Annotated in this window: 29 protein-coding genes; 10 read left to right on the top strand and 19 right to left on the bottom strand. The window is 63.1% G+C overall.

Going from position 1 to position 26,466, the window contains the following annotated elements; translation table 11 throughout:
• Window positions 1–16 precede the first annotated feature (16 nt).
• The 7 genes from AAF563_01585 to AAF563_01555 form a co-directional block, all read right to left on the bottom strand.
• Window positions 17–931 (bottom strand): ParB/RepB/Spo0J family partition protein, encoded by a 915-nt coding sequence (locus AAF563_01585; protein MEM7119935.1) that lies wholly within the window; start codon window positions 929–931, stop codon window positions 17–19.
• A complete protein-coding gene (locus AAF563_01580) occupies window positions 928–1,788 on the bottom strand; it encodes a ParA family protein (protein MEM7119934.1) in 861 nt (286 codons plus the stop codon). The genes AAF563_01585 and AAF563_01580 overlap by 4 nt, the downstream gene beginning before the upstream one ends.
• 190 nt (window positions 1,789–1,978) lie before the next feature.
• Complete coding sequence (gene rsmG / locus AAF563_01575) at window positions 1,979–2,611, bottom strand: 16S rRNA (guanine(527)-N(7))-methyltransferase RsmG (protein ID MEM7119933.1); 633 nt, start codon at window positions 2,609–2,611, stop codon at window positions 1,979–1,981.
• An 8-nt stretch (window positions 2,612–2,619) separates the two neighbouring features.
• On the bottom strand, window positions 2,620–4,482 hold the full coding sequence (gene mnmG / locus AAF563_01570; GenBank protein MEM7119932.1) for a tRNA uridine-5-carboxymethylaminomethyl(34) synthesis enzyme MnmG: 1,863 nt from the start codon (window positions 4,480–4,482) through the stop codon (window positions 2,620–2,622).
• Between the two features lie 75 nt (window positions 4,483–4,557).
• Window positions 4,558–5,883: a tRNA uridine-5-carboxymethylaminomethyl(34) synthesis GTPase MnmE gene (gene mnmE, locus AAF563_01565; protein MEM7119931.1), complete on the bottom strand. Its 1,326-nt coding sequence runs from the start codon at window positions 5,881–5,883 to the stop codon at window positions 4,558–4,560.
• 72 nt (window positions 5,884–5,955) lie between these two features.
• Complete coding sequence (locus AAF563_01560; protein ID MEM7119930.1) at window positions 5,956–6,312, bottom strand: (2Fe-2S) ferredoxin domain-containing protein; 357 nt, start codon at window positions 6,310–6,312, stop codon at window positions 5,956–5,958.
• Window positions 6,309–6,545 carry a DUF6489 family protein gene (locus AAF563_01555; protein MEM7119929.1) on the bottom strand — a complete coding sequence of 79 codons (237 nt, stop codon included), beginning with the start codon at window positions 6,543–6,545 and terminating at the stop codon, window positions 6,309–6,311. Before AAF563_01555 ends, AAF563_01560 begins: the two co-directional genes overlap by 4 nt.
• A 101-nt stretch (window positions 6,546–6,646) precedes the next feature.
• Here AAF563_01555 and AAF563_01550 point away from each other — a divergent pair, with 101 nt between their 5' ends.
• From AAF563_01550 to AAF563_01540, 3 genes are read left to right on the top strand one after another with little or no spacing between them, the layout of a single operon-like run.
• On the top strand, window positions 6,647–8,683 hold the full coding sequence (locus AAF563_01550; protein MEM7119928.1) for a thioredoxin domain-containing protein: 2,037 nt from the start codon (window positions 6,647–6,649) through the stop codon (window positions 8,681–8,683).
• Between the two features lie 44 nt (window positions 8,684–8,727).
• Window positions 8,728–9,699 (top strand): quinone oxidoreductase, encoded by a 972-nt coding sequence (locus tag AAF563_01545; GenBank protein ID MEM7119927.1) that lies wholly within the window; start codon window positions 8,728–8,730, stop codon window positions 9,697–9,699.
• 26 nt (window positions 9,700–9,725) lie between these two features.
• Window positions 9,726–10,703, top strand: a complete 978-nt coding sequence (locus AAF563_01540) for a quinone oxidoreductase (protein MEM7119926.1) — start codon at window positions 9,726–9,728, stop codon at window positions 10,701–10,703.
• Between the two features lie 69 nt (window positions 10,704–10,772).
• Here AAF563_01540 and AAF563_01535 read toward each other — a convergent pair whose 3' ends face one another.
• From AAF563_01535 to hemE, 10 genes are all read right to left on the bottom strand, one after another.
• A complete protein-coding gene (locus tag AAF563_01535) occupies window positions 10,773–11,309 on the bottom strand; it encodes an ester cyclase (GenBank protein MEM7119925.1) in 537 nt (178 codons plus the stop codon).
• A 31-nt stretch (window positions 11,310–11,340) separates the two neighbouring features.
• Window positions 11,341–11,868 carry an ester cyclase gene (locus AAF563_01530; GenBank protein ID MEM7119924.1) on the bottom strand — a complete coding sequence of 176 codons (528 nt, stop codon included), beginning with the start codon at window positions 11,866–11,868 and terminating at the stop codon, window positions 11,341–11,343.
• A 79-nt stretch (window positions 11,869–11,947) separates the two neighbouring features.
• Entirely contained in the window at window positions 11,948–12,472 is a 525-nt protein-coding gene (locus AAF563_01525; GenBank protein MEM7119923.1) for an ester cyclase, read from the bottom strand.
• 230 nt (window positions 12,473–12,702) lie between these two features.
• The gene (locus tag AAF563_01520; protein MEM7119922.1) at window positions 12,703–13,191 is read right to left on the bottom strand and encodes an ester cyclase; all 489 of its coding nucleotides are present in this window, start codon (window positions 13,189–13,191) and stop codon (window positions 12,703–12,705) included.
• 33 nt (window positions 13,192–13,224) lie between these two features.
• Window positions 13,225–14,055, bottom strand: coding sequence for an arpA protein (locus tag AAF563_01515; GenBank protein ID MEM7119921.1), 831 nt, complete (start codon window positions 14,053–14,055; stop codon window positions 13,225–13,227).
• Between the two features lie 133 nt (window positions 14,056–14,188).
• Window positions 14,189–14,983, bottom strand: coding sequence for a class I SAM-dependent methyltransferase (locus AAF563_01510; GenBank protein ID MEM7119920.1), 795 nt, complete (start codon window positions 14,981–14,983; stop codon window positions 14,189–14,191).
• A 52-nt stretch (window positions 14,984–15,035) separates the two neighbouring features.
• Entirely contained in the window at window positions 15,036–16,340 is a 1,305-nt protein-coding gene (gene rho, locus AAF563_01505; protein MEM7119919.1) for a transcription termination factor Rho, read from the bottom strand.
• A 206-nt stretch (window positions 16,341–16,546) separates the two neighbouring features.
• Window positions 16,547–16,993, bottom strand: coding sequence for a protoporphyrinogen oxidase HemJ (hemJ, locus tag AAF563_01500; protein ID MEM7119918.1), 447 nt, complete (start codon window positions 16,991–16,993; stop codon window positions 16,547–16,549).
• A gap of 1 nt (window position 16,994) precedes the next feature.
• A complete protein-coding gene (gene hemH, locus AAF563_01495) occupies window positions 16,995–18,023 on the bottom strand; it encodes a ferrochelatase (GenBank protein ID MEM7119917.1) in 1,029 nt (342 codons plus the stop codon).
• Window positions 18,020–19,090 (bottom strand): uroporphyrinogen decarboxylase, encoded by a 1,071-nt coding sequence (gene hemE, locus AAF563_01490; GenBank protein ID MEM7119916.1) that lies wholly within the window; start codon window positions 19,088–19,090, stop codon window positions 18,020–18,022. Before hemE ends, hemH begins: the two co-directional genes overlap by 4 nt.
• A 389-nt stretch (window positions 19,091–19,479) precedes the next feature.
• On the opposite strand from hemE, the gene AAF563_01485 reads away from it, so the two are divergent.
• The 5 genes from AAF563_01485 to dnaQ are packed head-to-tail and all read left to right on the top strand — an operon-like array spanning window position 19,480 to window position 23,068.
• Entirely contained in the window at window positions 19,480–20,301 is an 822-nt protein-coding gene (locus AAF563_01485; protein ID MEM7119915.1) for a pyruvate, water dikinase regulatory protein, read from the top strand.
• The gene (locus tag AAF563_01480) at window positions 20,298–20,903 is read left to right on the top strand and encodes a Maf family protein (protein MEM7119914.1); all 606 of its coding nucleotides are present in this window, start codon (window positions 20,298–20,300) and stop codon (window positions 20,901–20,903) included. Before AAF563_01485 ends, AAF563_01480 begins: the two co-directional genes overlap by 4 nt.
• Window positions 20,903–21,739 (top strand): shikimate dehydrogenase, encoded by an 837-nt coding sequence (locus tag AAF563_01475; protein MEM7119913.1) that lies wholly within the window; start codon window positions 20,903–20,905, stop codon window positions 21,737–21,739. The genes AAF563_01480 and AAF563_01475 overlap by 1 nt, the downstream gene beginning before the upstream one ends.
• A 5-nt stretch (window positions 21,740–21,744) precedes the next feature.
• Window positions 21,745–22,371, top strand: coding sequence for a dephospho-CoA kinase (coaE, locus tag AAF563_01470; protein MEM7119912.1), 627 nt, complete (start codon window positions 21,745–21,747; stop codon window positions 22,369–22,371).
• Window positions 22,372–22,381: 10 nt separating this feature from the next.
• Window positions 22,382–23,068 carry a DNA polymerase III subunit epsilon gene (gene dnaQ / locus AAF563_01465; GenBank protein ID MEM7119911.1) on the top strand — a complete coding sequence of 229 codons (687 nt, stop codon included), beginning with the start codon at window positions 22,382–22,384 and terminating at the stop codon, window positions 23,066–23,068.
• 87 nt (window positions 23,069–23,155) lie between these two features.
• Here dnaQ and secB read toward each other — a convergent pair whose 3' ends face one another.
• Both secB and AAF563_01455 read right to left on the bottom strand, forming a co-directional pair.
• On the bottom strand, window positions 23,156–23,674 hold the full coding sequence (gene secB / locus AAF563_01460) for a protein-export chaperone SecB (protein MEM7119910.1): 519 nt from the start codon (window positions 23,672–23,674) through the stop codon (window positions 23,156–23,158).
• A gap of 143 nt (window positions 23,675–23,817) precedes the next feature.
• Window positions 23,818–24,294 carry an FxsA family protein gene (locus AAF563_01455; GenBank protein ID MEM7119909.1) on the bottom strand — a complete coding sequence of 159 codons (477 nt, stop codon included), beginning with the start codon at window positions 24,292–24,294 and terminating at the stop codon, window positions 23,818–23,820.
• Between the two features lie 174 nt (window positions 24,295–24,468).
• Here AAF563_01455 and AAF563_01450 point away from each other — a divergent pair, with 174 nt between their 5' ends.
• Together AAF563_01450 and AAF563_01445 are read left to right on the top strand one after the other, a co-directional pair.
• Window positions 24,469–25,140 (top strand): Tim44/TimA family putative adaptor protein, encoded by a 672-nt coding sequence (locus tag AAF563_01450; protein ID MEM7119908.1) that lies wholly within the window; start codon window positions 24,469–24,471, stop codon window positions 25,138–25,140.
• A gap of 105 nt (window positions 25,141–25,245) precedes the next feature.
• On the top strand, window positions 25,246–26,466 hold the full coding sequence (locus tag AAF563_01445) for an MltA domain-containing protein (GenBank protein MEM7119907.1): 1,221 nt from the start codon (window positions 25,246–25,248) through the stop codon (window positions 26,464–26,466).

The following is a 26,466-nucleotide window of genomic DNA, read 5'->3' as shown; positions in this document are numbered from 1 at the left end:
CGGCCGGCGCCGGCCGTCACGAACCCACCAGTCTTGGGCGAGACGGGCTTTCGAGTTTGGTGATCACGTCGTCAAGCTGCTCCACGGTCGTGTAGTGGACGACGAGACGCCCCTTTTCGCCGCTTCCGCGCACCTCGACCTTAAGACCGAGGGCGTCGCTAAGCCGGCGCTCCAAGTCCAACGTATTGGGGTCAACCGGTCCGCTCGCGCGGGGCGCCGCAGGAGTTGCGACGGGTGCCGGGGGTTCTTCCGCGTCCTCTATCTCAACACCGCCGGCGCGAACCAACGCCTCGGTCTGGCGGACGTTGAGGCCCTTATCGATCACGATTTCCGCCAGTTCCGTGGGCTCATCGGCGCCAAGAAGCGCCCTGGCGTGTCCGGCGCTCAGGCGGCCCTCGTCCAGCATCGCCTGAACCGCGCCGGGCAGATCGAGAAGCCTTATCATATTGGCAACATGCGGGCGGCTGCGCCCAACCGCTTCGGCAATGTCGTTTTGGCTGAGGCCAAACTCGTCGCCCAGGCGCTTGTATGCGGCGGCTTCTTCCAACGGGTCGAGATCGGCGCGCTGGAGGTTCTCGATCAGCGCGATCTCCAGGACCTCGATGTCGGAGAACTCGCGGACAATGACCGGGACGTCATGCAGCATGGCGATCTGGGCGGCGCGCCAGCGCCGTTCGCCGGCGACGATCTCCAGATCGCCGTCGGATCCAGCAAGCACGGGTCTGGCGAGGATCGGCTGCAGCATACCCTGATTGCGCAGGGAGTCCGCGAGGTGGGCGATCTCCTCGTCGTCGAAGTTGGTGCGCGGCTGAAACCGTCCGGGCCGAAGATCGCCGACGGGCACCTGTCGCAAGCCGTCTCTGGGACGAGCCTGGTTGGGCTCGCTGATCAAGGACGAGAGGCCCCGTCCGAGGCCGCGTGTTTCACTCATGATCCCATTCCTTCGACCGTGGTTGGCGTCGCGTCGCCAGGCCGGTGGCGTTCGCGCCGCAACATTTCGCCGGCTAGATGCACATAAGCTTGGGCGCCAGCGCTCTTAAAAGCATAGAACATAACGGGTTTGCCATGGGAAGGCGCTTCGGACACTCTCACGTTTCTTGGGATGATTGTATCATACACCTGTTCCGGAAGCACCTTTCTAACGTCTGCTACCACCTCGCGCGACAAGCGGTTTCGTCTATCGAACATCGTCAAAACGATGCCCGTCATTTCTAGCTTGTCATTATATGCATCACGCACGCATTCGATGGTGTGCAGCAACTGAGATAAACCTTCCAAAGCGAAGAATTCACATTGCAGAGGCACCAAGACCTCGTCGGCCGCAACGAGCGCGTTGATGGTCAGGAGGCCAAGCGCGGGCGGGCAGTCGATCAGGACCAGATCATAGGCGCGCTTGAAGGTGTTGATCACCCGCTTCAGGCGCGATTCGCGCTGGTCAGCGTTGACCAGCTCCACTTCCGCGCCGCTCAGGTCCATTGTGGCGGGGACGATATAGAGGTGTGGTACGTCGGTTGCGACGGCGGCAGCACCTCCCCAATGGCGCTCTGGTGCGATCAGAAGGTCATAGGTGGTGATGCGGCGTTCGTCGGGCGGGATGCCCAGGCCGGTGCTGGCGTTTCCCTGGGGATCGATGTCGACGACCAGGACCCGCTTGCCGACGGCAGCCAGGGCGGTTGCCAGATTGATGGTGGTGGTTGTCTTACCGACGCCACCCTTCTGGTTGGCGACGGCGATAACGCGGCCGGGCCGGTCATACACAAAATCTAGACCTTGTTTCTCCTGCCTCACGACCGTCCTACCCGACTTTGAGGCTGACATGTGCTTTTCCCACAACCTGTTGACGAAGCCCTGAGGCCCATCTGGCGTGTCTGTCTGTGTCCTACAGCTGTCCGACAAAGACCGCTAAATTTGCCTCTTCTGTAGTACCCATATCTTGTATCTTTTGCAACGTCAACACCAGGGAATACAGTATATTGCGTTACTTTCGACCTCCATACCACACGTTGTTGATGACTAGTATGGTACTACAGCTGTCTGTCATACTTGTATGACACGTGTAGGACAGGTGGCATACCAAGCTAGCCCTAGCCAATTCGGCGGCGACGTCCGCACCCTTTGGTACGAGGCCTATACTGCCCTCACCCATGAACCTGGACATCATCGGTACGAGCCGATCAAGCGGCGCCAGCGCACGCGCGGTCACCACATCAGCGGATTTTTTCGCCAGTTCCTCGATGCGGCAGGCGTGGACCACGACGCCCGCCCCTGTTTCACGTGAAACCTCACGCAAAAAGACCGCCTTTTTCTGGTCACTCTCGACCAGTTCTACGCCCCTCACACCCAGGATGGCCAGCACCAGCCCCGGAAAGCCCGCCCCGCTGCCCAGATCCAGCAGACTCCGAGTCTCCTCAGGGATAAAGCGGAGCAATTGTGCCGAATCCTGCATGTGGCGACGCCACAGGTCGTCGAGGGTCGACGGCCCCACCAAATTTAGCGATTTCTGCCATTTCACCAGAAGATCGGCATAGATCTGAAGCCGATCGAGCGTTTCACGTGAAACCGCCATCGCCGCCTGGAACCCGTCGGGACCCAACGGCGTGGTGTCGGCCATGGCGCGTCTTACGCCGCGCGCCGGCGCACGTGACCCAACAGCGCCGTCAGCGCGGCTGGTGTCATACCCGACAGGCGCGACGCCTGGCCAAGTGTCTCGGGCTTTGCCGTTTCCAGCTTTTCGCAAAGTTCGGCCGAAAGGCCGCCGATCTGCCGATAATCGAGATTGGCTGGCAGAGCCAGACCTTCGTCACGGCGAAACGCCGCCACATCAGACTCCATGCGGCCGAGATAGCCGGCATACCGACCTTCGATCTCGACCTGCTCGCGGACGTCCGGCGCCAACGCGCCAAGGTCCGGCCAGATCCCTGTCAGACGCTCGTAGGTCACGTCCTTCAGCGCCAGCAAGTCAAGCACGCTGCGGTGACGGCCGTCGCGGTTCACGGTCAGCCCGTGGCGATGGGCTTCGTCGGGTGTCAGACGACAACGGCGCGCAAGATCGAGCCCGGCCTCGACACGCGTCCGGCGTGCCTCAAACTGTCGGACACGGGTCGTACCCACCAGGCCGGCATGAACGCCTTTTGGTGTCAGTCGCAGATCGGCGTTGTCGGCACGCAAGATCAGGCGATACTCGGCGCGCGATGTAAACATCCTGTAGGGCTCGCTCGTGCCGCGGCCGATCAGGTCGTCGATCATGACCCCGATGTAAGCCTCCGCGCGGTCAAGGGTAAACCACGCGCGGTCCGACGCCTGTAGCGCCGCGTTGGCGCCGGCCACCAGGCCCTGGCCGGCCGCCTCCTCGTAACCGGTCGTCCCGTTGATCTGGCCAGCCAGAAAAAGTCCAGGGATTCTGCGGGTTTCAAGGGTCTTTGACAGTTCACGGGGATCGACGAAATCATACTCGATGGCATACCCGTGCTGCTCTATCTTCGCATGCTCCAGGCCCGGAATGCTGGCCACGACGGCGTCCTGGACGTCACGGGGCAGGGAGGTCGAAATCCCGTTCGGATAGACCGTGTGGGTGTCGAGGCCCTCGGGTTCCAGGAAGATCTGATGGCGCGTCTTGTCGGCAAAGCGCACGACCTTGTCCTCGATCGACGGGCAGTAGCGCGGCCCCGTGCCGTCGATTTGACCGGAAAACACCGGCGCCCGGTCGAGATTGCCGCGAATGATCTCGTGGGCCAATGCGCCCGTTTCGGTGATGTGGCAGGGCACCTGCGGGACCCGAATGACATCGGTCATCCACGAGAAGGGCACCGGCGGATCGTCGCCCGGCTGGACCTCGGCCGCCCGCCAGTCGATGGTGCGGCCATCCAACCGCGGCGGCGTGCCGGTCTTGAGCCGGCCCATGCGAAAGCCCAGGCGTTCCAGGGTCAGCGCCAGACCGATCGCCGGTCCATCACCGATGCGGCCCGCGGGCCAGGTCTCCTCGCCCAGATGTATCTTGCCACGCAGAAACGTCCCGCTGGTGATCACGACGGCCCCGGCGCTGACTAGACTTCCGTCATCCAGGACGACACCCGCGACCCGGCCTTGGTCATCCAGCGCGATATCATCGACACCAGCCTCGCGTATGGTGAGGTTCTCGTATTCGGCTAGGATCGCCTGAATGGCCGCCGCGTAGAGCTTCCGGTCAGCCTGCGCACGTGGACCGCGAACCGCGGGACCCTTGCTGCGGTTGAGCACCCGGAACTGAATGCCGGCGGCATCGATGGCGCGGCCCATGATGCCGTCCAGCGCGTCGATCTCTCTGACAAGGTGGCCCTTCCCAAGACCACCGATCGCGGGGTTGCAGGACATGGCGCCGATGGTCGAGGCCTTGTGGGTGACCAACAGAGTCGACGCGCCAAGACGCGCGGCGGCGGCCGCCGCCTCGCTGCCGGCGTGGCCGCCGCCGACCACGATCACGTCATATGCCGTCACCTCTGCCATGGCGCGGAATGTAGGGATCGGACACCGCCAAGTCAAAGTGCCTGGGGCCGATGTTTCACGTGAAACACACCGGCCTCATTTTCCGATGCAGAAATCCCGGAAGATCACGTCAAGCAGCGCCTCGACATCGGTGTGTCCGGTCAGGCGATCGATGGCCCGCAACGCCATCCTTAGATCCTCGCCACGCAGCTCCGCATCCCCTGCGTCACGTGCCCGCCGCAGCGCCTCGATGGCGGCGGCAACGCCAGCTCGGTGGCGCGCCCGGGACGGTCCGGGCTGGTCGCGGTTGGGCCAAAGCGCCCATAACGTCTCCTTGAGCCCGCCGATCAGGGGATCCAGCCCCTCACCGGTCGCGCAGGAAATCGGCCAAGCCGCCTGATCCAGAATCCTCTTATCCGGTGCGATAGGGGCGAGATCGCACTTGTTGGCGACCACAAGGCTCCGCGCATCGACCAAGTCCTCCACATCGACTGTGGTCTCCGCCAGCCGGGTGGCGTCGACGACGACAAGCCTCAGGTCCGCCTCGACGGCCCGCTCGCGGGCGCGGCGAATACCCTCGGCCTCGACCGCCTGGTCGCTTTCTCTCAATCCCGCCGTATCGGCCAGCAGGACCTCGAAGCCGCCGACCTCCATGTCGATTTCAACGATGTCGCGGGTCGTGCCGGCCTGTTCTGAGACGATAACGGCGTCACGCTGCGCCAACCGGTTCATCAAACTGGATTTGCCGACATTCGGCGCGCCGACGATCGCCACACTGATCCCTTCACGCAGGCGCTCGGCGCGCTGGTGGTCGTCCAGATGGTCATCCATGGCGGTGATCAATTCGGCGAGATCACAATCGACGAGCGCCACCACGTCGTCGGGTAGGTCTTCATCGGGAAAATCGATCGCCGCCTCGACATGGGCCAGGACGCGCTTCAGGCGCTCGCTCCAGCCGCTGTAGAGTACGTCCAAGGATCCAGAGAACTGGGAGAGGGCCTGTCGGCGCTGTTCGCCTGTCGCGGCGTCGACCAGGTCCGCGACTGCCTCCGCGCGAGTCAAATCCATGCGGCCATGGGTCACCGCGCGCCGTGTGAATTCGCCCGGCTCCGCCGGCCGCAGGCCGGGCTGGCGGGCGAGGGCGTCCATCACCGCGTCGAGAACGGCGCGGCCGCCATGCACATGGAGCTCTGCTGCATCCTCACCGGTGTAGCTGGCCGGCGCCGGGAACCAGAGCACCAAGGCATCATCCAGCACCTCGCCGCGGGAGGGATCGCTCAGACGGCGCACGCTGGCCTGGCGCGGCGGTGGCAGGCCGCACCCTGTCAGCGCCTCGATCGCGTCACCGCTGGCCGGTCCCGACAACCGGATGACGGCGATCGCCGCACGGCCTGGCGCGCTGGCCAACGCATAGATGGTCATGGTCTTAGCTCAACCGATCGCCGCTGCATGTTTCACGTGAAACAACCGAGGCGGACTTAAAGCGGATCATGGTTAGGTGGCTTTCTCGGGATCATCGCCTGGCTTCAGCATCAGACGCTCGACCCGCCGGCCGCCGGCGATGTGCTCGCGCAGGATCTCCTCCAGGTCGTCCTCGCCGTCATAGCGGTACCAGACGCCCTCGGGATAGATCACCATGGTCGGGCCCAGCTCGCAGCGGTCCAGACAGCCGGCTGCGTTGACTCGGATGCCGTTCAGGCCGAGGTCCTTGGCGCGGGTCTTTAAGTAGTTGCGTAGCGCTTCCGCGCCCTTGGCCTTGCAGCAGCCGCGAGGATGGCCCTCGGCGCGCTCGTTCGTGCAGCAGAAGACGTGACGCCGGTAAAAGAGTTCGGGATCGCCGGCAACGGTCATGACTTCGCGCCTTTGGCAAGGTCGGACCAGAAACGCATCATCTGCTCCATGCCTTCCGTGCCGGCCGCGGTCCAGCTCTTGAGCAGGTTCTCAGGATCCATGTCGCCAACCGCGGCCATCATCCGATCGCGCAAGGCGGCCATCATCTCTTCCTGCAGGGGCTGCACATCCGGCAGCCCGAGAAACGTGCGCGCCTCCTCCGGCGTGCAATCGACGTTGATCGTCACCTTCATCAAGAAACCCCAGTCCGTCTATGGTTGCGCCGACCGGCAGCGTGCTCCACGTTAAGGCCCTGCGCGCCCCCAATGCAATCTCTTCACCGCCAGGAGCCCCGATGGACCGCAACAATCTCGACCGGGAATCGAGCCCCTATCTGCTGCAGCACAGGGACAACCCCGTGCATTGGCAGGCCTGGGGGCCTGAGGCCCTGGCGCACGCCAAGGCGGAAAACAAACCGGTCCTGCTTTCAGTCGGCTACGCCGCCTGTCACTGGTGTCACGTCATGGCGCACGAGAGCTTCGAGGATCCCGAGGTCGCGGCGGTCATGAACGAGCTTTTCGTCAACATCAAGGTCGACCGGGAGGAGCGCCCGGACATCGATTCGATCTACCAGGCCGCGCTCGCCATGCTGGGCCAGCAGGGCGGCTGGCCGCTCACCATGTTCCTGACGGCCGACGGCGAGCCGTTTTGGGGCGGGACTTATTTTCCGACCCCGTCGCGTTACGGCCGACCGGCCTTCACCGACGTCCTGAAAGGCGTGCACGAGACCTATCTAACGGCGCGCGACAAGGTGGATCAAAACCGCGCGGCCCTGACCGATGCGCTGCAACGCATGTCGGTCAAGGAATCGGTCGGCGATCTCAGTCCCAATCTCGGCGATGTGGCCGCTAAGTCATTGATTCAACAAGTGGACTTCCGGTTTGGTGGAATCGGCCAGGCGCCCAAGTTCCCCCATGTGCCGGATCTCGAGCTCTTGTGGCGCGCCCATTTACGCGGCCTTGACGACGACTGCGGGCGCGCGGTCATGATCAGTGCGGGCGCCATGGCCCAGGGCGGTATCTATGACCACCTGCGTGGCGGTTGGGCACGCTACTCCGTCGATTCCTATTGGCTGGTGCCGCATTTCGAGAAGATGCTGTACGACAATGCCCAGCTCATCGATCTCTGCACCATGCTGTGGCAGAGCTCCCGATCGGATCTTTTCCGCCGCCGCATCGCCGAGACTGTCGGCTGGGTCTTCGCCGAGATGACGACTGCCGATGGCGCATTCTGCTCCAGCCTGGATGCAGACTCCGACGATGGCAGCGGCCATGCGGAGGAGGGCGCCTTCTATGTCTGGACGGCCGAGGAAATAGAACGGCTGCTCGGCGACGATGCCGCATTCTTCAAGCAGTGGTACGACGTCACGCCCGGCGGCAATTGGGAAGGCAAGACGATCCTAAACCGCAGTGCGTCGGGGGCCGCTGACGATGCCGAGGAAGAGCGCTTGGCCGCCCTGCGCCAGGTCCTTCTTGAGGAGCGGGCAAAGCGCCCGCGGCCGGGGCTGGATGACAAGGTCCTCGCGGATTGGAATGGATTAATGATTCATGCATTGATCAAGTCCGGCCTAGCTTTCAACGAAGCCGCCTGGATTGATGCCGCGGAACGCGCCTTCCGCTGGATCGCCGAGACCATGGCCGACGGCGACCGGCTCTGGCACAGCGCGCGCGAGGGACGTTACGTCAAGATCGCCATGATCGACGACTACGCCGCCATGGCGCGCGCTGGCCTGGCGCTTTTCGAAGCGACCGGTGACCCGGCCTATCTGGCGCGGGCCCGCGCCTGGGTCGCCACCGCGGACAAGCACTACTGGGATGACGAGCAGGGCGGCTACTTCTTTACCGCCGATGATGCCGAAGCACTCATCGTGCGCACCAAGACCGCCCTCGACAACGCGACCCCCTCAGGCAACGCCGTCATGGTGGGCGTGCTGGGCAGGCTCTATCACCTGACCGGCGAAGTTGCCTATCGCGACCGAGCCGAGGCGATCGCGCGCACCTTCGCCGGCGATGTCACGAAGAACCCGTTCGCCCATGCGGTCCTGATCAACAATCTGGAACTCCTGCACCAGGCCCACCAGGTCGTGCTGATCGGCGCGCGCGACGATGACGGCATCCGCGCCATGTTAAGAACCGTTCATGAAAGCTGCGTCCCCAATCTCTTGCTCTCTGTCATCGAGCCGGGCGAGGATCTCCCCAAGGGCCATCCGGCATCCGGCAAGACACAAGTCGACGGCAAACCGACCGCCTATGTGTGCGAGGGTCCGGTCTGCTCGCTGCCCATGACGGCACTGGGTGACCTGAGCGACACGCTGCGTTCGTCCGCAGAGTAAATCGACCGTGCATACACGAGTCCCACGCGAGAAGGAAAAACACCATGGTAGAGGTCGTCCGCATACACGAAGCCGGTGGACCGGAGGTCCTCACGCTCGATGATGTCGAGCTGGCGCCGCCCGGGCCCGGCGAAATCCGCCTGGCCCAATCGGCGATCGGCTTGAACTTCATCGACACCTATCAGCGCTCCGGCCTCTATCCGATCGAGCTTCCGGCGGTACTCGGCATGGAAGCGGTCGGTGTGGTCGAGGCTGTCGGCGACGGCGTCGACAGCGTCAAGGAGGGCGACCGCGTCGCCTATCCCATGCAGCCCGGCGCCTATGCGGTCGCGCGCAACGTCCCGGCGGACCGGGTCGTTGCGGTGCCCGCCACGGTCGACGATCAGACCGCTGCGGCGATGATGCTGAAGGGCATGACCGTCGAATACCTGTTGGAGCGTTGTTTCACGGTCAGGAAGGGTCAGACCATTCTGTTCCACGCCGCGGCCGGCGGCGTCGGCCTGATCGCGTGTCAATGGGCCAAGGCGCTGGGCGCCACGGTCATCGGTACGGTCAGCACCGACGCGAAGGCGGAGTTGGCGAGCGCGCATGGATGCGACCATGCCGTTGTCACCTCGCGTGACGATATCGCCGAACGGGTCAAGGAGATTACAGGCGGCAAGGGCGTGCCGGTGGTTTACGATTCCATCGGCAAGGACACGTTCGAAGCCTCGATGGCGTCGCTCGCGCCGCGCGGCATGTTCGTCAGCTTCGGCCAATCCTCGGGATCGGTGGCGTCCTTCAACCCGGGCCTTTTGGCCCAGGGCGGCTCGCTCTATTACACCCGCCCCAGCCTCGCCAACTACATCGCGACCCGTGGCGATCTCGAGATGTCCGGCCGCCGCCTGATGGAGATGGTCGGCTCCGGCAAGCTCAAGATCAACGTCAACCAGACCTATCCGCTCAGCGAGATCGTCCAGGCCCATCGTGACCTCGAGGCGCGCAAGACAACCGGCTCGACCGTGTTGTTGCCCTGACATCCTAACGCCCGGAGGATCCGACAATGGTGAAGGTGGTTAAGCTCTACGAGCTCGGCGGTCCCGAGAAATTCGTCATCGAGGATGTCGACCCGCCGATGCCCGGCCCCGGCGAGGTCCTGCTGAGGAACCACGCGGTCGGCCTCAATTTCTACGACGTCTACGAACGCAGTGGCGTCTATCCCGCTGAGCTGCCAGCGGTCCTGGGCATGGAGTCCGCCGGTGTCGTCGAGCAGCTGGGGGAGGGTGTCAGTCATCTAGACGTCGGCGACCGGGTCGCGCACGGCACTGTCGGTGGATCCTATGCAGACGTCATGCTCGCGCCGGCCGACCAACTGCTCCGCCTGCCCGACGGCATCGCCTTTGACACCGCCGCCGCCATGATGGGCAAGGGGATGACGGTCGAGCCTCTGGTCACCCGTACCTATGCCGTCCAGCCGGGCGACGTCGTCCTGTTCCATGCCGCGGCCGGCGGCGTCGGGCTCATCGCCTGTCAGTGGCTGAAAGCGATCGGCGCCACGGTGATCGGCACGGTCTCCAGCGACGAGAAGGCCGAGCTTGCGCGCGCCCACGGCTGTGACCATCCAGTGGTGACACCGCGCGAGAGCTTCGTCGATAAGGTGATGGAGCTGACCGGCGGCGAGGGCTGTCCGGTGGTCTACGATTCCATCGGCCGCGACACTTATGACGATTCCATGAAGTGCGTGCGACGGCGCGGCCTTCTGGTCAGCTTCGGCCAGTCGTCGGGCCTGGTCGAACCGCACCGTCCCAACGTTCTGACCGGCGCCGGTTCGATCTATCTGACGCGCCCCACCATGGGTGACTACGTGGTGACCCGCGCCGAGCTCGAGCAGACCGCCCAGAACCTGTTCGACATGGTGCTGGCAGGCAAGGTCAGGATCGAGATCGGCCAGACCTACCCGCTCACCGATATCGGCCAGGCCCACCGCGATCTCGAGGCGCGTAAGACCAAGGGATCGACGGTCCTGTTGCCCCAGCCCTAACGCATCGAGGCCTGGCCGGTCACCCGGCGCAGGCCTCTTACTGCTGCGGTTGATGCTTGCTGAACGTGTTCAGGTCGCCGGCGCTTCGGGCTGCGTCACCAGGCCGAGTTCCTGGAACAGGTCGAACTTGTCCCAGTTCACCCAGCTCTCGACAATCTGACCGTCTTTGACGCGGTCGATCGAGATGCCGCTGTAGGTGTACTGCTTGCCGGTCGGCGCGACACCCATGAACTCACTGCGAAGCGTCACGGTGCTCTCCCAGACCGTCGACACCAGGTCACCTTCGGCGACCTGCGAATGGATGGTGACGTCGATCGGCGAGAACGCGGTCCGGAACTGGTTGAGCATCTGGATGTATTCACCGCGGTCCATACTCTGCACACCGGTGGCCATGTTGGAATCCTGATGGTTCACATAGTCCGTCGCCAGGATCTCCTTGGCCTGGGTGTAGCCGTCGCTGGCCCACAGGTCCTGTGCGGCCTTGGCCAACGCCTTGTTGGCGTCGAGCTGCGAGGCCCCGTCCGTGCTGGCCGCGAGGACGGTGGCCGGCGAAAGAGCCAAGGCCGCCGCCGCCGCATAGCTTGCGATCTTCTTGTTGAGCTTCATGTCATGTCTTCCTTGTTGTTACCGGCGCCGTTCAGGTCTGGGGCGCCTTGGGCTGCGTCACCAGGCCAAGCTCCTGGAACAGGTCGAACTTGTCCCAGTTCACCCAGCTCTCAGCGATCCGGCCGTCTTTGATCCGGTCAACCTGGATGCCGGTGATGGTGTAGTTCTTGCCGTCCGGCTGAACACCCATGAACGCGCCCGACAGAGTGACCGTGTTTTCCCAGACCGTCGTCACCAGGTCGCCTTCGGCGATCTGCGACTGGATGGTCACCTCGGTGGGCGTAAAGGCCCTGTGAAAGGTGTCGAGCATCGCGACGAAACCGTCGCGGTCCATGCTCTGCATGCCGGCGACGTTGCTGTTGTCCTGGTGGTTGACATAGTTGCTGGCCAGGATGTCGGTGGCGCGGACGTTGGTGTCGGTGCTCCACAGCTCCTGCGCCATCTGGGCGAGCGCCTTGTTCATGTCGAGCTGCTTCGAGGCGCTCTGCGTGGCGGCCAACGCGACGGCCGGCGACAACGCGACGAGGCCCGCGGCGACAGAGGTTGCAATCTTGTTCATCGGATTTTCCTTCTTGTTGTTGGTCGACCCGCGACCGGCCGATCGGCCGGTCGCATCGACATTTTCAGGCGGCGCCTGATCAGGAGGTAGGCGAGACGGGCTCGTTCACCAGACCGAGATCGTTGAACAGGTCGAACTTGTCCCAGTTGACCCAGCTCTCGACGATCCGGCCGTCCTCGATCCGATCGATCTGGATGCCGTGATAGGTGTACTGCTGGTTGGTCGGCTCGATGCCCATGAACGGGCCGGAGAAGGTGACGGTGTTCGACCACATGGTCGAGACCTTGTCGCCCTCGGCGACCTGGAAGTGGATCGTCACCTCCGACGGCGAGAACGTGCGCTCGAAATCCTCGATCACCGCCAGATAGGCATCGCGATCCTTCGTTTGCATGCCGCTCACCCGGTTGGTGTCCTGATGGTTGACGTACGTCTTCGCTAGAATGTCGTCGGCCGAGACCTTCAGACCGGTGTCCCAAAGCTTCTGGGCTTCAAGGGCCAGGGCCTTGTTGGCCTCGAGCAGCTTGGCGCTATCCTTGGCGGCGAGCGCGGCGGCGGGCGAGAGAGCCATCACGCCGGCAGCGAAAGACGTTGCGATCTTGTTCATTGGTTTCTCCCTTATCGTCGGTCGTCACGCCCTGCCCAAACTCATGCGCGGAGGGCATGACCGGTTCGTGGGGACCGTTCGTCGAAGCGCCGCGCGGCCAAGCGCGCCACTCCGCCGATGCCCCAGATATGGTGGCGTAGACTGACCCCTACCCCCGTATGGGCGCAGATGAGCTATCAGCCTGCCAATTTGAGAAGCCGCTGAAGGGCGGGTGAAGGGGGTTTTGCCGTCTAGTTCACAAGGCCGAGTTGGGAAAGGAGGCCAAACTTGTTCCAGTTCCCCCAGCTCTCGGCGATCCGGCCATTCTCGATACGGTCGATCCGAATTCCGCCATAAACGATCTCTTTGCCGGTCGCGGCGACACCCATGAAGTCGCCCGTATGGACCGCCGAAAGCTGCCAGCGGGTCGCCACCATGTCTGCCTCGGCGGTCTGTGACAGAACAGTGACGTCGATTGGATTGAACGAACGATGGAAATCCGCGATCACGGCAAGATAGGTCTTGAGGTCTACGGGCCGCGTTTTGCCGTCGTCAGCCGCCTCGTGGTTCACGTAGGCCGACGCATAAACATCTTCGGCCGTGGCGATGTCGCCGGTGCTCCACATCTGCTGGGCTTGACGGGCCAGGGCCTTGTTCGCCTCAAGCGTTTCGGAATCCTGAGCCAGGACCGGGATCGGGCAGATAGCCCAGATCATCACCATCATGAAAAACCGTCTCACCGTGTGGCCACCTCGCATTTGCCGGACGCGCGCTTAGCCCGCAATCTTCAGCAGGGGCTCTCGGTTGACGCGGCCATACAGATGGCGCTGGGTCTCTTTGCTGCCGATCACGCCCGGTTTGTCGCAGTAGCTCAGTAGCGCAATACAGCGCCACGTTCCCGGCGCCGGCGCGGTGACACGATGCATGGAATGGCGGCCTTCAAAAAACTGCAGGTCGCCGGGTTTCATATCAAGGTCAACCACCCTGTCCGACGTACCGTCCAGCACCGCCGTCACGTCGTCGTAGTTTTCGTTGTCATCGCTGCGCAGATAGGACGCGTACTGAAAACGACCGCCTTCCTCCGGCTCGTGAACCAACAGCGACACGACAAAGTGGGTGACATCGAAATGCCAAGGCAGCGCTTCGCCCGCCTCCTGGATGGAAAGGGCGCAAGCGCCCAGAGGGTCGGCATAAGGATAAAGAACGTCGACCCCGGCGACCCGGCGGACAAACTCGGTCATGGCGGGGGTCTCGTAAAGCTGCCGGGTCAACGATTGGCCATCCAGCCAGTCATAGCCGACAAAGCGGTTGCGTCGTAACGATTGGCGTCTGCGCGGATGACCAGCCGGCCAGTCGCCGTCCGAAACTCGCTGATAGGGTGGATAGGGCCAAAAGTCCCGTTCGACGGGGATCGTCCGATCGCGCAGGCGTTCGCCCTCTGCCGCCATGTTGGCCGCGGCCTCGGGCAGCACGAAGCCCTTCAGAATCGAACAGCCGTCATCGGCCAGACCGGCCCTTGCTTCGGCGACCGCGGCTTCGAAGCCCGGGCCGTCAACGTCATGGATGGGATACCGCGCTGCATCAACAATGCCGTCCAAAGCCATCGCCTCGCCTCGCACAACGTTGTGTCTGGCGACACGCTACGGCCGGCCGGGATCGAATGGAAAGCACTTTTCGCAGTTGGTGTGACGCCTGGCGCTCGACGGCGAGCCTTAGAGGTCAGGGTGTGTGCCGCCGTCAGGCGCGCCGAAGAACGATGACCCGCTCGCCGCCATAAGCTGGCGGCGCGCCTTCGAAGTCACTGAACTCCGCTTCGATCTCGAAACCGGCGTGGGCAATCAGATGAGCGAACTCGTGGCGATAGGTCCATCGTATCGCCAGCTCAAGATCCTCCCGTCGGCACATTTTGCCGTTCTGATCGAACTCCTCATGGCGCCAGACGTCGCGGCGCACCTGGGTCATCAGGTCAAGGTCGGCCTTCAAAAGTGACTTGCGGACAATATTGCCGGTGACGATCGAGCGGCCCTCGCGTTCGCTGTTGGGCAGATCTTGCTGGCCAGTCAGATACTCCAGCCGCGGATCGAAGATGTGCAACACGACTCCACCGCCTGGCGCCAGATGATCGGCCATGCGCGCGAGCGACGCCATCTGATCTTCCGGCGTCAGCAGGAGCAGAAACGAGCGATAGGCAATGACGCTCAACGGAAAGCGTTCGTCGAGGTTGAACGTCTCAAGCCGGCCTTCGACGAACGTGATCCGATCGCTTAGAGACGGCGCATTCTCCGCGACAAGCGTCTTGGCGAGCGCCAACATCGCCGGGGATGCGTCGACGCCCCAGACATCGAAACCCGCTTCGGCCAGACCCCTAGCAACCCGGCCAGTGCCGCAGGCAAGTTCCAGCACCGGGCCACCAAAACGCCGTGCCGTGTCGACATAGAACGCGATGTCGCCGGCGATCTCGCGCGGCGGCGGTTCGCACAGGCTCTCGTAGCTCTCAACGTTGAGATTCAAGGACGCATAGAAGTCTTCCATGCGCCGAACCTAGCCGACCGAAGCGCCCTGACAAGGGCGTCGTCGGTTGGGTCTACGTGTTCATGGAGTCGAAGAAGTCGTCGTTGTTCTTCGTGTGCTTGAGCTTGTCCAGCAGGAACTCGATCGCATCGACCGCACCCATGGGCATCAGGATACGGCGCAGCACCCACATCTTGGCGAGTTGGCCCTTGCCGACCAGAAGCTCTTCCTTGCGGGTGCCCGATTTACCGACGTCGATGGCCGGGAAGATGCGCTTGTCGGCGATCTTGCGGTCCATGACGATCTCGGAGTTACCGGTGCCCTTGAACTCTTCGAAGATGACCTCGTCCATGCGGCTGCCGGTATCGATCAGGGCGGTCGCGATGATAGTCATCGAGCCGCCGCCCTCAATGTTACGGGCGGCACCGAAGAAACGTTTCGGGCGCTGCAACGCGTTGGCGTCGACACCGCCGGTCAGCACCTTGCCCGATGACGGCACGACGGTGTTATAGGCGCGCGCCAGGCGCGTGATGGAGTCGAGCAGGATGACGACATCGCGCTTCTGTTCGACCAGGCGCTTGGCCTTTTCGATCACCATCTCGGCGACCGCGACGTGACGGCCCGCCGGTTCGTCGAAGGTCGAGCTGATGACTTCGCCCTTCACCGAACGCTGCATGTCCGTCACTTCTTCCGGGCGCTCGTCGATCAGGAGCACCATCAGGAAGACTTCGGGATGGTTCGCCTCGATTGCGTGCGCAATATTCTGCATCAACACCGTCTTACCGGCGCGCGGCGGCGAGGTGAGCAGCGCGCGCTGGCCTTTACCCAAGGGCGAGACCAGTTCGATGATCCGGGTCGACAGATCCTTCTTGGTGGGATCATCGAGCTCCAGGTTCAATTTTTCTTCTGGATAGAGCGGCGTCAGGTTGTCGAAGGTTACACGGTGGCGCGTGGTCTCCGGCTCCTCGAAATTGATGTTCGAGACCTTGAGCAGCGCGAAGTAACGTTCGTTGTCCTTGGGCGCACGAATCTGGCCCTCGACGGTGTCGCCCGTCTTCAGCGCAAAGCGCCGGATCTGACTGGGGCTGACGTAGATATCGTCGGGACCGGGCAGGTAGTTGGCTTCGGGGCTTCTCAGGAAGCCGAAACCGTCCTGCAGCACCTCCAGCACGCCTTCGCCGAAAATCGGCACGTCCTGGTCGGCGTATTCCTTCAGGATCGCGAACATCAGGTCCTGTTTTCTGAGGACGCTGGCGTTCTCGACGCCGAGTTGCTCGCCGTACTCGAGCAGCTCTTCGGGTTTCTTGTTTTTCAGTTCTTGAAGATTGAGCTGTTCTAGCTCAGGGGGGCTTTTTGCTTCTGCTTCGCTAGCGGCCATTCTTATGCCTGATGCGGCGATCCTAACGGAACGCCTTCCATGGGAGGTTGGGAAATCTTGCTCAGCCACCGCCTGGTCGCGGCTTAATCGGACATCTTTCAGGCCAAGGACGGCCTATGTCGGGCTGGTTTAGATAAGATACCTAAGAAATAGGGGCGGGTGGGCAAAGAGTCAAACAACAATCGTGCAACGATCGACCGTTTTCATCAGAACGGCTTAACGACGGCAAGCAGAACAATTGCAATCATGACGAGTGTCGGCGCCTCGTTCATGAACTTGTAGAAACGCGGCGTGCGCGTGTTCCGGTCCTCGGCAAAGGCGCGCCGCCAGCGGGCGAAAAACATATGAAGGACCGTCATCGCGATCACCAACACAACCTTCACATGCCACCAGCCATCTTGCCAAACTCCGGGTGAACTCGCGATGACGAGCAGAATGCCGAAAACATAGACCGCGATCATGGCGGGATTCATGATCGCTCTCAAAAGGCGCCGCTCCATGGTCTTGAACGTTTCCGACATGGCCGAGCCGGGCTCGGTGGCCGCGTGGTAGACGAAGAGGCGCGGCAGATAGAGAAGGCCCGCCATCCAGGCGATCACGGCAATGATGTGGAACGCCTTTATCCACTGAAAGTTGTTGAGCAGGAAATCCATTTCAGGCCTGCCGGCAGGGACATTTGGCCCATTCCGGTGGACAAAGGCGACGGCCGACGTTGCTCGCCGGATCGTCGTTGCGCGCGAACGCTTCACCGACCAATCCGGCCAGCCCCTCAATAAAGGACGGCTGCGTCTGCAGGGCGGGAACGCGGATATAGGTCTTTACCCCTGCCTTGCCCGCCATCTCTGCGTATTCGATGTCGAGCTCGACCAGGGTTTCAGAGTGCTCTGAAACAAACGCGATCGGGATGACGATAACACCCAGGCTTTCCGTACCAGCTCGCTTGATCTCGTCATCGGTCGACGGCCCGATCCAGGCCAGGGGTCCGACGCGGCTTTGATAACAAACGAGCCAATCGAGCTCTGGACGGCCAATGGCGGCCATGACCGCACTCGCCGTTTGTTCCACCTGCCACTGATAGGGGTCGCCGTTCTTGACTATCTTTTCCGGCAGACCGTGCGCGGAAAACAGCAGGCGGACCGGTTGGTCGTCGGCCTTTTCCAGCGCCTCGCCCACCAGCTTGGCCTGGGCCTCGATCAGGCCGGCTTCTGTCGGATAGCAGCAGACCGTGTGGGTAGGCACATCGAGCCCCGCCGCCTTTGCCGCGCGCTTCCATTCACGCACCGAGGACGCCGATGTCGTGGTCGAAAACTGAGGATAGAGCGGCAACAGGACGATGCGATCCGGCGCGAACTCCTTGACCTGTTCGACGACCTCCTCGGCCATCGGATGCCAGTAGCGCATGGCGACGAAGACCCGTGCCTGGTCGTCGTTCAGCGCCTGCTGCAGCGCCCGCGCCTGATCCCAGGTCTGCTCCAGAAGCGGTGATTTCCCGCCGATCTGGTCATAGATCTCGCGCGCCTGCTTCTGCCGACGCTGGCTGATAACCTGAGCCAGGATCGGGCGAAACGGCCAGGGCAAGCCGATAATCGCGGGGTCGTTGAAGAGATTGGCCAGGAACGGTTGAATCGCGTCGGGACGATCGGGCCCGCCCAGATTGAACAGGATAACGGCGGTGCGGGTCATTCCGCCGCCTCAAGATCCGCCTGGCGCACGACCTCGATCAGTTCGGCGACGTGTTCCGGCGGTGTTGGCGGCATGACGCCATGACCCAGATTGAAGATGTGCGGACCACCGGCGAGCGCCGCGCGGATCGCGCGGATTTGCGCGGTCATGGCCGCACCACCGGCGAGCAGCAGTACCGGATCGAGATTGCCCTGGATCGTGGCGTCGCGCTGCAGGCGGGCCGCGTCGCCAAGGGGGACACCGTGATCGATCTGAAGGCCGGCGCAACCGGTCTTCTCGACATAGGTGTCGTAGAGATAACCGGCGCCCCGGGGAAAGCCGATGACTGGGACGCCCGGATGACTTTGGGCTAAAGCGCCCACGATGGCCGCGGCCGGGCGAACACACCATGTCTCGAACGCTGTGGCCGAGAGAATGCCGGCCCAGCTGTCGAACAGCTGAACGCAATCGGCGCCGGCGTCGATCTGGTGACGCAAGAGGTCGATCACCGCATCGGTCAAGAGATCGATCAGCTGCTGAAAGCTCTGGGGATCGCCGGCAGCCCAGCATCTCGCCGCGGCGAAGTCCTTCGATCCACCGCCTTCGGCCATGTACGCCGCCAGGGTCCAGGGGGCGCCGGCAAAGCCGATCAAGGTCGTCAACGGATCAAGCGCGGCCTTGACCCGGGTCACCGTCTCGAAGACGGGCGCCAGGTACCCGGCCAGCCTGTCCGGCTGCAGCGACGACAGATCACCGGGGCTGATCGGCTCGAGAACCGGTCCTTCGCCCGCCTCGAACCGGACGGGCTGACCCAACGCGTCGGGAATGACCAGGATGTCGGAAAACAAAATGGCTGCGTCCAAGCCGAAGCGGTGTATCGGCTGAAGCGTAATTTCTGTTGCTAAATCAGGTGTATAGCAGGTCGTCAGGAAGTCAGGCGCGCTTTCGCGCAACGCCCGGTATTCGGGAAGATAGCGGCCAGCCTGACGCATCAGCCAGATCGGTGCCGGTGAGACGGCTTCGCCGCTCAGCGCGCGCAAGAGCGGCTTGGTCGGCCGGGTTGATTGCGTTGGATCTGACGTTGTCACGGGGCGGGGATACACCATCCTTCTTCAATTTAGAATTTAAAGAAAAGGTAGTTGATGTAGTGAATCCACCCGGATTTCGGGGATAGATCGGAAGGGCCGGTTTATCCCTCGTGATGTCCCCATACGTGACATGTCCCGGCATGGATCTGGGGAATTGGTGGAGCATGACCATCGACTCGCTGGATCGCTTCGACCCACCCCCGGGACAACTTTGTGGGTGAGTGATCGATGGCAGTGACGGCAGGCAAGTCATCCGGTTTAACAAATGGCATTCTCCCCAGGGGGACGAATGGCCGGAGCATTTCTGGTTCACGGGCAAGAAATTTGTTATGGCGTGCGAAAGCGGCCAGTTATCCCCACTAGCGCACAACCTTCCGGATCGAATCGGCGTGACCAACGACTTCCACTTTCACCTGGTATCCGATGCGACCGGCGAGACAATCCTCTCGGTCGCCCGCGCCGCCGTCGCCCAGTTCGAGGCGGTCGAAGCCCATGAGCATGTCTGGTCGCTGGTGCGTTCGGAGCGTCAGCTCAAACGCGTTCTGGCCGGCATCGAAGCCAACCCGGGCGTCGTCATCTATACGATGGTCGACCAGGCCCGGCGCGATCAGCTGTCCATGGGTTGCCAGCAGATCGGCGTGCCCTGCGTGCCGGTGCTCGATCCAGTGCTCGGTGTGTTGTCGAGCTATCTCGGTAAGCCGGTCAAAGGGACGCCGGGCGGCCAACACGCGCTGGACGCCGAATACTTCGCCCGCGTCGATGCCATGCATTTTGTCCTGCAGCACGACGACGGCCAGTCGCCGCACGACTTGAACGAAGCAGATATCGTCGTCATCGGCGTGTCGCGAACGTCGAAGACGCCGACCTGTTTCTATCTCGCCAACCGCGGCCTGAAGGCAGCCAACGTGCCGGTGGTGCCGGGCGTTGCCTTGCCGCGCGAGCTCGAACACCTGAAACGTCCGCTGGTCGTTGGTCTGACGCAAAGCCCCGATCGTCTGGTCCAGGTCAGGCGCAACCGCATGACCATGCTGAACCAGGACGGCAAGACCGACTACATCGACCCCAACATCGTGCGCGACGAGATCGCCCACGCCCGGCGGCTCTTCAAATCTCACGACTGGCCGGTGATCGATGTGACGCGCCGATCGATCGAGGAAACCGCCGCCGCCATTCTGCAGCTTTATGACGAACGCATGGGCGTCATGCCATGAGCGACGCGCCGGCACTTGTCCTGGCCTCCAAGAGTTTCGGACGGCGCGCGATGTTGGAAAATGCCGGGGTCCCCTTTGTCGCCGACGTTGCCCAAGTCGACGAGGCCGCGGTCAAAGATGCCCTGAAGGTGGAGAACGCGACGGCTGAGCAGGCCGCCGAGACGCTGGCCGAACTGAAGGCCAAACGCGTCGCGCCCCGTCACGGCGGCGCCCTGGTGATTGGCGCGGACTCGATCCTCGACCTCGACGGCGAGTGGTTCGACAAGCCGGAGGATATAGCCAGCGCGCGCGACCATCTGATGCGCTTGCGCGGCCGCCGCCATCGGATCGTGTCGGCTGCTGTGCTGGTGCGCGACGACGCGCGGCTGTGGCATCAAACTGACGCGGCGACGCTGGACATGCGCGAATTCTCAGAAACTTTTGTCGATGAGTACCTCGCACACGTCGGCGAGCGAGCGACCCAAAGCGTCGGCGCCTATCAGATCGAAGGTCCCGGTGTGCAGCTCTTCTCCCGCATCCAAGGCGACCCCTTCACCATCATCGGCATGCCGCTCTTGCCGCTGCTCGAGATCCTGCGCCAGCACGCGGTGATCGTACCGTGATCCCTTCGGGCGCAGCGCGCCTTGCCGGCGTCATAGGATGGCCCGTCAGCCATTCGCGGTCACCGCGCCTGCATGGTTTTTGGCTCGATGCATACGGCATCGACGGCGCCTATGTGCCACTGGCGGTTCCGCCGGACCGGTTCGAGCAGGCGTTGCGAGCCTTGCCGTCCCTCGGTTTCCGGGGCGCCAACGTCACGGTGCCGCACAAGGAAGCGGCGCTTGCGCTGGCTGATCGCGCTGACGATCACGCGCGCCGCATCGGTGCCGCCAACACCATTGTGGTCGGCGACGACGGCGCGCTCCAAGCCAGCAACACCGACGGCTTTGGCTTTCTGGAACACCTGCGCGCGACGGCACCGACGTGGTCGCCGAACGCGCCCGCGCTGGTCCTGGGCGCCGGCGGCGCGTCACGTGCGGTGATCGTCGCCCTTCTGGACGCCGGGGTTCCGGAGATCCGGCTTGCGAACCGGACGGCCGCGCGCGCTGACGCCTTGGCCGGCGAGCTTGGGGGACCCATCACGCCACTGCCGTGGGAAGCGCGCGGCGCTGCGACAGACGCGTGTGGCCTGGTCGTCAACACGACGACGCTGGGCATGACCGGTCAGCAGCCGCTGGACATGACACTGGACGGCGTGGGTAAGGGGGCCGTCGTCTATGATCTCGTCTACGCGCCCTTGGAAACACCGTTGCTCGCCGAGGCGCGCCGCAGGGGTCTGGCCACCGTCGACGGACTCGGCATGCTGCTGCACCAGGCGCGCCCCGGTTTCGCCGCGTGGTTCGGCCACGAGCCGGATGTCACCGACGAGCTCTACCGTTTCGTGGCCGAAGGGCTTTAGTCGCGATGTTCGTGCTTGGCCTGACCGGTTCAATCGGCATGGGCAAGTCGACGGCCGCCGCCATGTTCCGCCGTCAAGGCGCAGCCGTCCACGATGCCGATGCGGTGGTGCACGCCTTGCTCGGACCCGGGGGCGCGGCCGTCGTGCCGGTCGCGGCCGCCTTTGATGGTGTCGTTGAGGGCGTGGGCCAAACCGCCCACATCGACCGCAAGGCACTGGGTGCCCAAGTTTTCGACGATGGTGAGGCGCTGACGCGGTTGGAAAAGATCCTTCACCCGATGGTACGCGAGGCGGAAGACCGGTTCCTGCGCTTGATGACGCGAAGAGGCGACCACCTGGTGGTGCTGGACATCCCGCTGTTGTTCGAGACCGGCGCCCAGGTTCGCTGTGATGCCGTGGCGGTTGTCAGTGCGCCCGCCTTCGTTCAGGAGGCGCGCGTCCTATCGCGGCCGGGCATGACACCGGAGCGTTTGGCCGATATCCGCGCACGTCAGATGCCGGACACGGAGAAGCGGCGACGTGCCGACTTTGTGCTGCCCACAGGGCTCGGCAAAGCAACAACCTTGCGGGCCATCGGCACAGTCGTCAGACTGGTTGCGACCCAAGCCGGCCACACCTGGCCTCCCCGATAAGGAGTTCGTCATGCGCGAAGTGGTGCTGGACACCGAGACGACCGGCCTTGATGTCCTGGCGGGCCACCGCATCGTCGAGATCGGTTGTGTCGAACTGGTCAACCATGTGCCGACCGGAAATACGTTCCAGCGTTATCTCAATCCGGATCGCGCCAACGAGCGCGAGGCGTTCGAGGTGCATGGGCTGAGCGACAGCTTCCTGTCGCGCCAGATGCGCTTTCGCGAAGTCGCGGATGATCTCATGGACTTCCTGGCCGACAGTCCGTTGATCATCCACAACGCCGCGTTCGACCTGGGCTTTCTGAATTTCGAGCTGGAGCAGGCCGGGCATCCGCGGATCAGCGGCGAGCGTGTCGTCGACTCCCTGGAGCTCGCCCGACGCACGTTTCCCGGCCAGGCGAACAGCCTGGACGCGCTGATGCGCCGGTTCGAGATTGATGCGACCGCGCGCACCCATCACGGTGCGCTCCTCGACGCCGAACTGCTGGCGCAGGTCTACCTGGAACTAAGGGGTGGTCGCCAACAGGGCCTGGGCTTTGGCCCGGCGGCCGATGATCAGACTGTCGCGGTTGAAGACGAGGCGGAAGCCGAAACGACCGTGCGCGACGCCCGCCCGCACGAGCCGACCGCCCAGGAACTCGCCGCGCACGAGGCCTTCCTGGACAACCTCAACGACCCGATCTGGCGGCGCAGTTAGAGCGGATCGCACCTCATCAGAGCCGCTTATCGACTCTGATGAGGTGCGTGAAACCGCTCTTAATCAAATAGTTAGAGCGCGCTTGCGTTAGCTCGCGGCATCGCCGCCATTACCAGCGGCGGCTGTCTGCTCGGCGACACGGCGCCGGTAAATGTTGGCGAAATCGACGGGCTCCAGCATCAAAGGCGGAAATCCGCCATCGCGGGCGGCATCGGCCACGATCCGGCGCGCGAACGGGAAGATTGTGCGCGGGCCTTCGATCATCAGGATCGCCTGGGCGACGTTGGGTTCGGCGCCGGTCAGGGAAAACACGCCACGATAGTCGACCTCGACGAGAAAACAGGGCTCGTCGTTCTGTTTCGCGTCGGCGGTGATCTTCAGCGCGACCTCATAGGTCGTTTCGCCGAGTTTGCGTGAATCGACGTTCAGGTTGACCTGGACCTGGGGCGCCAATTCACCCTGGGTAAACGACTTCGCGCCGTTCGGGTTCTCAAACGAGAGATCCTGCAGGAATTGGCTGTGCAGCAACAGGCGCGGGCTTTCCGTCGCCTGCTGGTCGCCGGAGGAAGCGGCGCCGTCCGGCGCTGTGGCGTTTTCGTCGGCCATCAATGCGGCTCCATCTAAAGGATGAGACAGGAGGTGGTTTTCTGCGAAATTGTGGCGGCAGGGCTATCACGGATCGCCGGTGCAAACAACCGCACGGGGACGACACCAATAGGATCACAACTCGTTGATTTAGCGTGGAAAAATCAATCCGGACGGCGCCAGCGTGAATCCGGATTGTGTTCGATCGTGCCCTGGATGTCGTCGACGACCTCGTATTCGCCTTCGATCGTGCCGTCGCGGGTTCGGCCAGCAGCCATGCCGGCTACCTCGACATGACGCGCCAGTCGCGCCTGCAGGAAACGGCGAAGCGGTGGAACAAGGAGCAAAAATCCGATCACGTCGGTAAAGAAACCGGGCGTCATCAACAAAAAACCGGCAACGACAAGGCAGACGCCGTCAAACGCCTCTTCGGCGGGAAACCGGTTTTCGCCCAAGGCGCTGCGCGCGCGATTGACCGTCGCCAGGCCCTGAAGCCGGACCAGCCAGGCGCCCAGACCGGCCGTCACCAGACACAGCGCCATCGTCCAGCCCGCGCCGATGGCGCCGCCGACCAGGATAAACAGATAGACCTCGATCAGGGGGATGCCGAGGAACAGCACAAAAAGGATTAATAGGGGCATGGTTGCGTCACATTACTAGGATCTCCATGTTACATGGTATGCTATACGCTCTGGCGAAAGGCCTAGCGTTGGCTGCCTTCGACTCGACCCGGTGGGCCGAAGCCTTTAGTGTTTTAAGGGCGGATGGCAGCCATGGTCCGCCAAGAGACCAAGATGGACACGGAATAGAAAGCCTTGGAAGGCACATTCATCGATATCATCGTCTTCGCGGCGATCGCAGGCTTCGTGCTGTTTAGGCTCTACAATGTGCTCGGTCGGCGCACCGGCCACGAGCGCACACAGCCGCCGCCGATTGCCTCCGATAGCGCGAAGGACAAGAACGACCAGGATAATGTCGTTCGCCTGCCTGATCGCGACGATCCCGCCATGCCGTCCGCCGTTGACATGGATGGCCCGCTGGCGGCCGGTATCACGCAGATCCGCATGGCCGACCGCGACTTTGATATGGACCAATTCTTGGCTGGCGCCCGCTCGGCCTTCGAGATGATCCTGGAGGCGTTCGCCAAAGGCGATCTGTCGTCGGTGCGCGGCTTCCTGGCCGATGACGTTTATCGCCGCTTTGACAACGCGCTCGAGGATCGCGGCAAGGATGGCGAGACGCGCGAGGCGGATCTGATCTCGATCACTGGCTGCGAGGCGATCGAAGCCGGTATCGATGACCGATTCGCCAAGGTCACCGTGAAATTCACCAGCGAGCAGACCGACGTCGTCAAGGATTCCGAAGGCCGCATCATTGCAGGCGATCCCGGTGAGACGTTGGAGATCGTCGACATTTGGACCTTTGCGCGCGACACCAGTTCGCGCGATCCCAACTGGCAACTTGTCGCGACCCGCAGCCCGAACTGAGCCGCGATCTGGAGCGGATCGTGTTGACGTTCGACCGTCAAACGGTCCCTCGTCAACACGTCAATCCGCTCGTTATCCATGAGTAGAGCAGATTCACCCGTCTTGATGTCATCGCGAAGCGATTCCATCAAAACAGGATCTGCTCTGGGTCGCGCGCTTGTCGGTTTGGCGGCGGTGCTGCTTGTCACCGCCTGCACGTCTCGGGCGCCCGAAGAAGCCATCGATGAAGCCCCTGTCATGACCCTGGTGCCGGCCGGCTTTGGCGAGGTGCCGGGCTGGGCGAACGACGATCAGAAAGGCGCGCTCGTCGCGTTCCTGATCTCCTGCGGCAAGCTCGAGACATTGCCCAACGACCGCGCCATGGGCGCGCTTCCCGCCGCCGGCGTCGTCGGCGACTGGCTGCCGGCATGCCGTGCCGCGAAAAACGTCCCCGAAGGCGGTGCGCGCCAGTTCTTCGAGACCTGGTTCCGACCCTGGGCGGTTGATGACCGCGGCGGCGACCAGGGATTGATGACCGGTTATTACGAACCACTGTTGCAGGGTTCACTGGTGCGCGACGCCACTTACACATATCCGCTCTACGCCAAACCCGACGACATCGTTACCGTCGATCTCGGTGCGTTTGCCGAGGATCTCGATGGTCGCAGCATCTCCGGTCAGATTGATGGCGGGACGCTCATCCCCTATCACGATCGCGCGGCGATCGATGACGGCGCGCTCGATGCGCGCGATCTGGAAATCGTCTGGGTCGATGATCCCATCGCGGCGTTCTTCCTGCACATTCAAGGGTCGGGCCGGGTTCAGCTCAATGACGGCACCCAGTTGCGCGTCGGTTATGCCGGCCAGAACGGCAGGCCCTACTTCGCCATCGGCCGTGACCTCGTCGCGCGCGGCGAACTGACCAAGGAAGAGGTCTCGCTGCAATCGATCCGCGACTGGCTTAAGGCCAATCCCGGCGAGGCCGCGGCGGTCATGGAAAAGAACCCGTCCTATATCTTCTTCCGCATGCTCGATGGACCCGGACCTTTGGGCGCCCAAGGCGTGCCACTGACACCGGAACGCAGCCTTGCGGTCGACCGCGACTATGTGCCGCTTGGGCTGCCGGTCTGGCTCGACACGACACTGCCCGATGACACGCCCTATCGCCGTTTGATGATCGCGCAGGATACCGGCGGGGCCATCGACGGACCGATCCGCGGCGACGTGTTCTTCGGCACCGGTGACCGGGCCGAGGATCTGGCCGGCCACATGAAACAGGACGGCCGATTCTGGCTGCTGCTGCCCAGCCTGGTGCCGTCTGGCGAGTTCGCCGCCACCCTCCCATGA

It is taken from the genome of Pseudomonadota bacterium, assembly GCA_039028155.1.
Lineage (GTDB): Bacteria > Pseudomonadota > Alphaproteobacteria > SP197 > SP197 > JANQGO01.
This window is presented reverse-complemented; position numbering and strand designations above follow the sequence as displayed.

Bases quoted from the DNA above. Each gene is read 5' to 3' on its own strand.
- AAF563_01445 (MEM7119907.1), top strand. From the start codon at position 25,246: ATGTCATCGCGAAGCGATTCCATCAAAACAGGATCTGCTCTGGGTCGC.
- hemJ (MEM7119918.1), bottom strand. From the start codon at position 16,993: ATGGATTTCCTGCTCAACAACTTTCAGTGGATAAAGGCGTTCCACATC.
- secB (MEM7119910.1), bottom strand. From the start codon at position 23,674: ATGGCCGACGAAAACGCCACAGCGCCGGACGGCGCCGCTTCCTCCGGC.
- AAF563_01560 (MEM7119930.1), bottom strand. From the start codon at position 6,312: ATGACCGTTGCCGGCGATCCCGAACTCTTTTACCGGCGTCACGTCTTC.
- AAF563_01510 (MEM7119920.1), bottom strand. From the start codon at position 14,983: ATGGAAGACTTCTATGCGTCCTTGAATCTCAACGTTGAGAGCTACGAG.
- mnmG (MEM7119932.1), bottom strand. From the start codon at position 4,482: ATGGCAGAGGTGACGGCATATGACGTGATCGTGGTCGGCGGCGGCCAC.
- AAF563_01455 (MEM7119909.1), bottom strand. From the start codon at position 24,294: ATGCCCCTATTAATCCTTTTTGTGCTGTTCCTCGGCATCCCCCTGATC.
- AAF563_01555 (MEM7119929.1), bottom strand. From the start codon at position 6,545: ATGAAGGTGACGATCAACGTCGATTGCACGCCGGAGGAGGCGCGCACG.
- rho (MEM7119919.1), bottom strand. From the start codon at position 16,340: ATGGCCGCTAGCGAAGCAGAAGCAAAAAGCCCCCCTGAGCTAGAACAG.
- AAF563_01540 (MEM7119926.1), top strand. From the start codon at position 9,726: ATGGTGAAGGTGGTTAAGCTCTACGAGCTCGGCGGTCCCGAGAAATTC.
- AAF563_01515 (MEM7119921.1), bottom strand. From the start codon at position 14,055: ATGGCTTTGGACGGCATTGTTGATGCAGCGCGGTATCCCATCCATGAC.
- AAF563_01545 (MEM7119927.1), top strand. From the start codon at position 8,728: ATGGTAGAGGTCGTCCGCATACACGAAGCCGGTGGACCGGAGGTCCTC.
- rsmG (MEM7119933.1), bottom strand. From the start codon at position 2,611: ATGGCCGACACCACGCCGTTGGGTCCCGACGGGTTCCAGGCGGCGATG.
- mnmE (MEM7119931.1), bottom strand. From the start codon at position 5,883: ATGACCATCTATGCGTTGGCCAGCGCGCCAGGCCGTGCGGCGATCGCC.
- AAF563_01550 (MEM7119928.1), top strand. From the start codon at position 6,647: ATGGACCGCAACAATCTCGACCGGGAATCGAGCCCCTATCTGCTGCAG.
- AAF563_01535 (MEM7119925.1), bottom strand. From the start codon at position 11,309: ATGAAGCTCAACAAGAAGATCGCAAGCTATGCGGCGGCGGCGGCCTTG.
- hemH (MEM7119917.1), bottom strand. From the start codon at position 18,023: ATGACCCGCACCGCCGTTATCCTGTTCAATCTGGGCGGGCCCGATCGT.
- AAF563_01525 (MEM7119923.1), bottom strand. From the start codon at position 12,472: ATGAACAAGATCGCAACGTCTTTCGCTGCCGGCGTGATGGCTCTCTCG.
- dnaQ (MEM7119911.1), top strand. From the start codon at position 22,382: ATGCGCGAAGTGGTGCTGGACACCGAGACGACCGGCCTTGATGTCCTG.
- AAF563_01585 (MEM7119935.1), bottom strand. From the start codon at position 931: ATGAGTGAAACACGCGGCCTCGGACGGGGCCTCTCGTCCTTGATCAGC.
- AAF563_01480 (MEM7119914.1), top strand. From the start codon at position 20,298: ATGAGCGACGCGCCGGCACTTGTCCTGGCCTCCAAGAGTTTCGGACGG.
- AAF563_01530 (MEM7119924.1), bottom strand. From the start codon at position 11,868: ATGAACAAGATTGCAACCTCTGTCGCCGCGGGCCTCGTCGCGTTGTCG.
- coaE (MEM7119912.1), top strand. From the start codon at position 21,745: ATGTTCGTGCTTGGCCTGACCGGTTCAATCGGCATGGGCAAGTCGACG.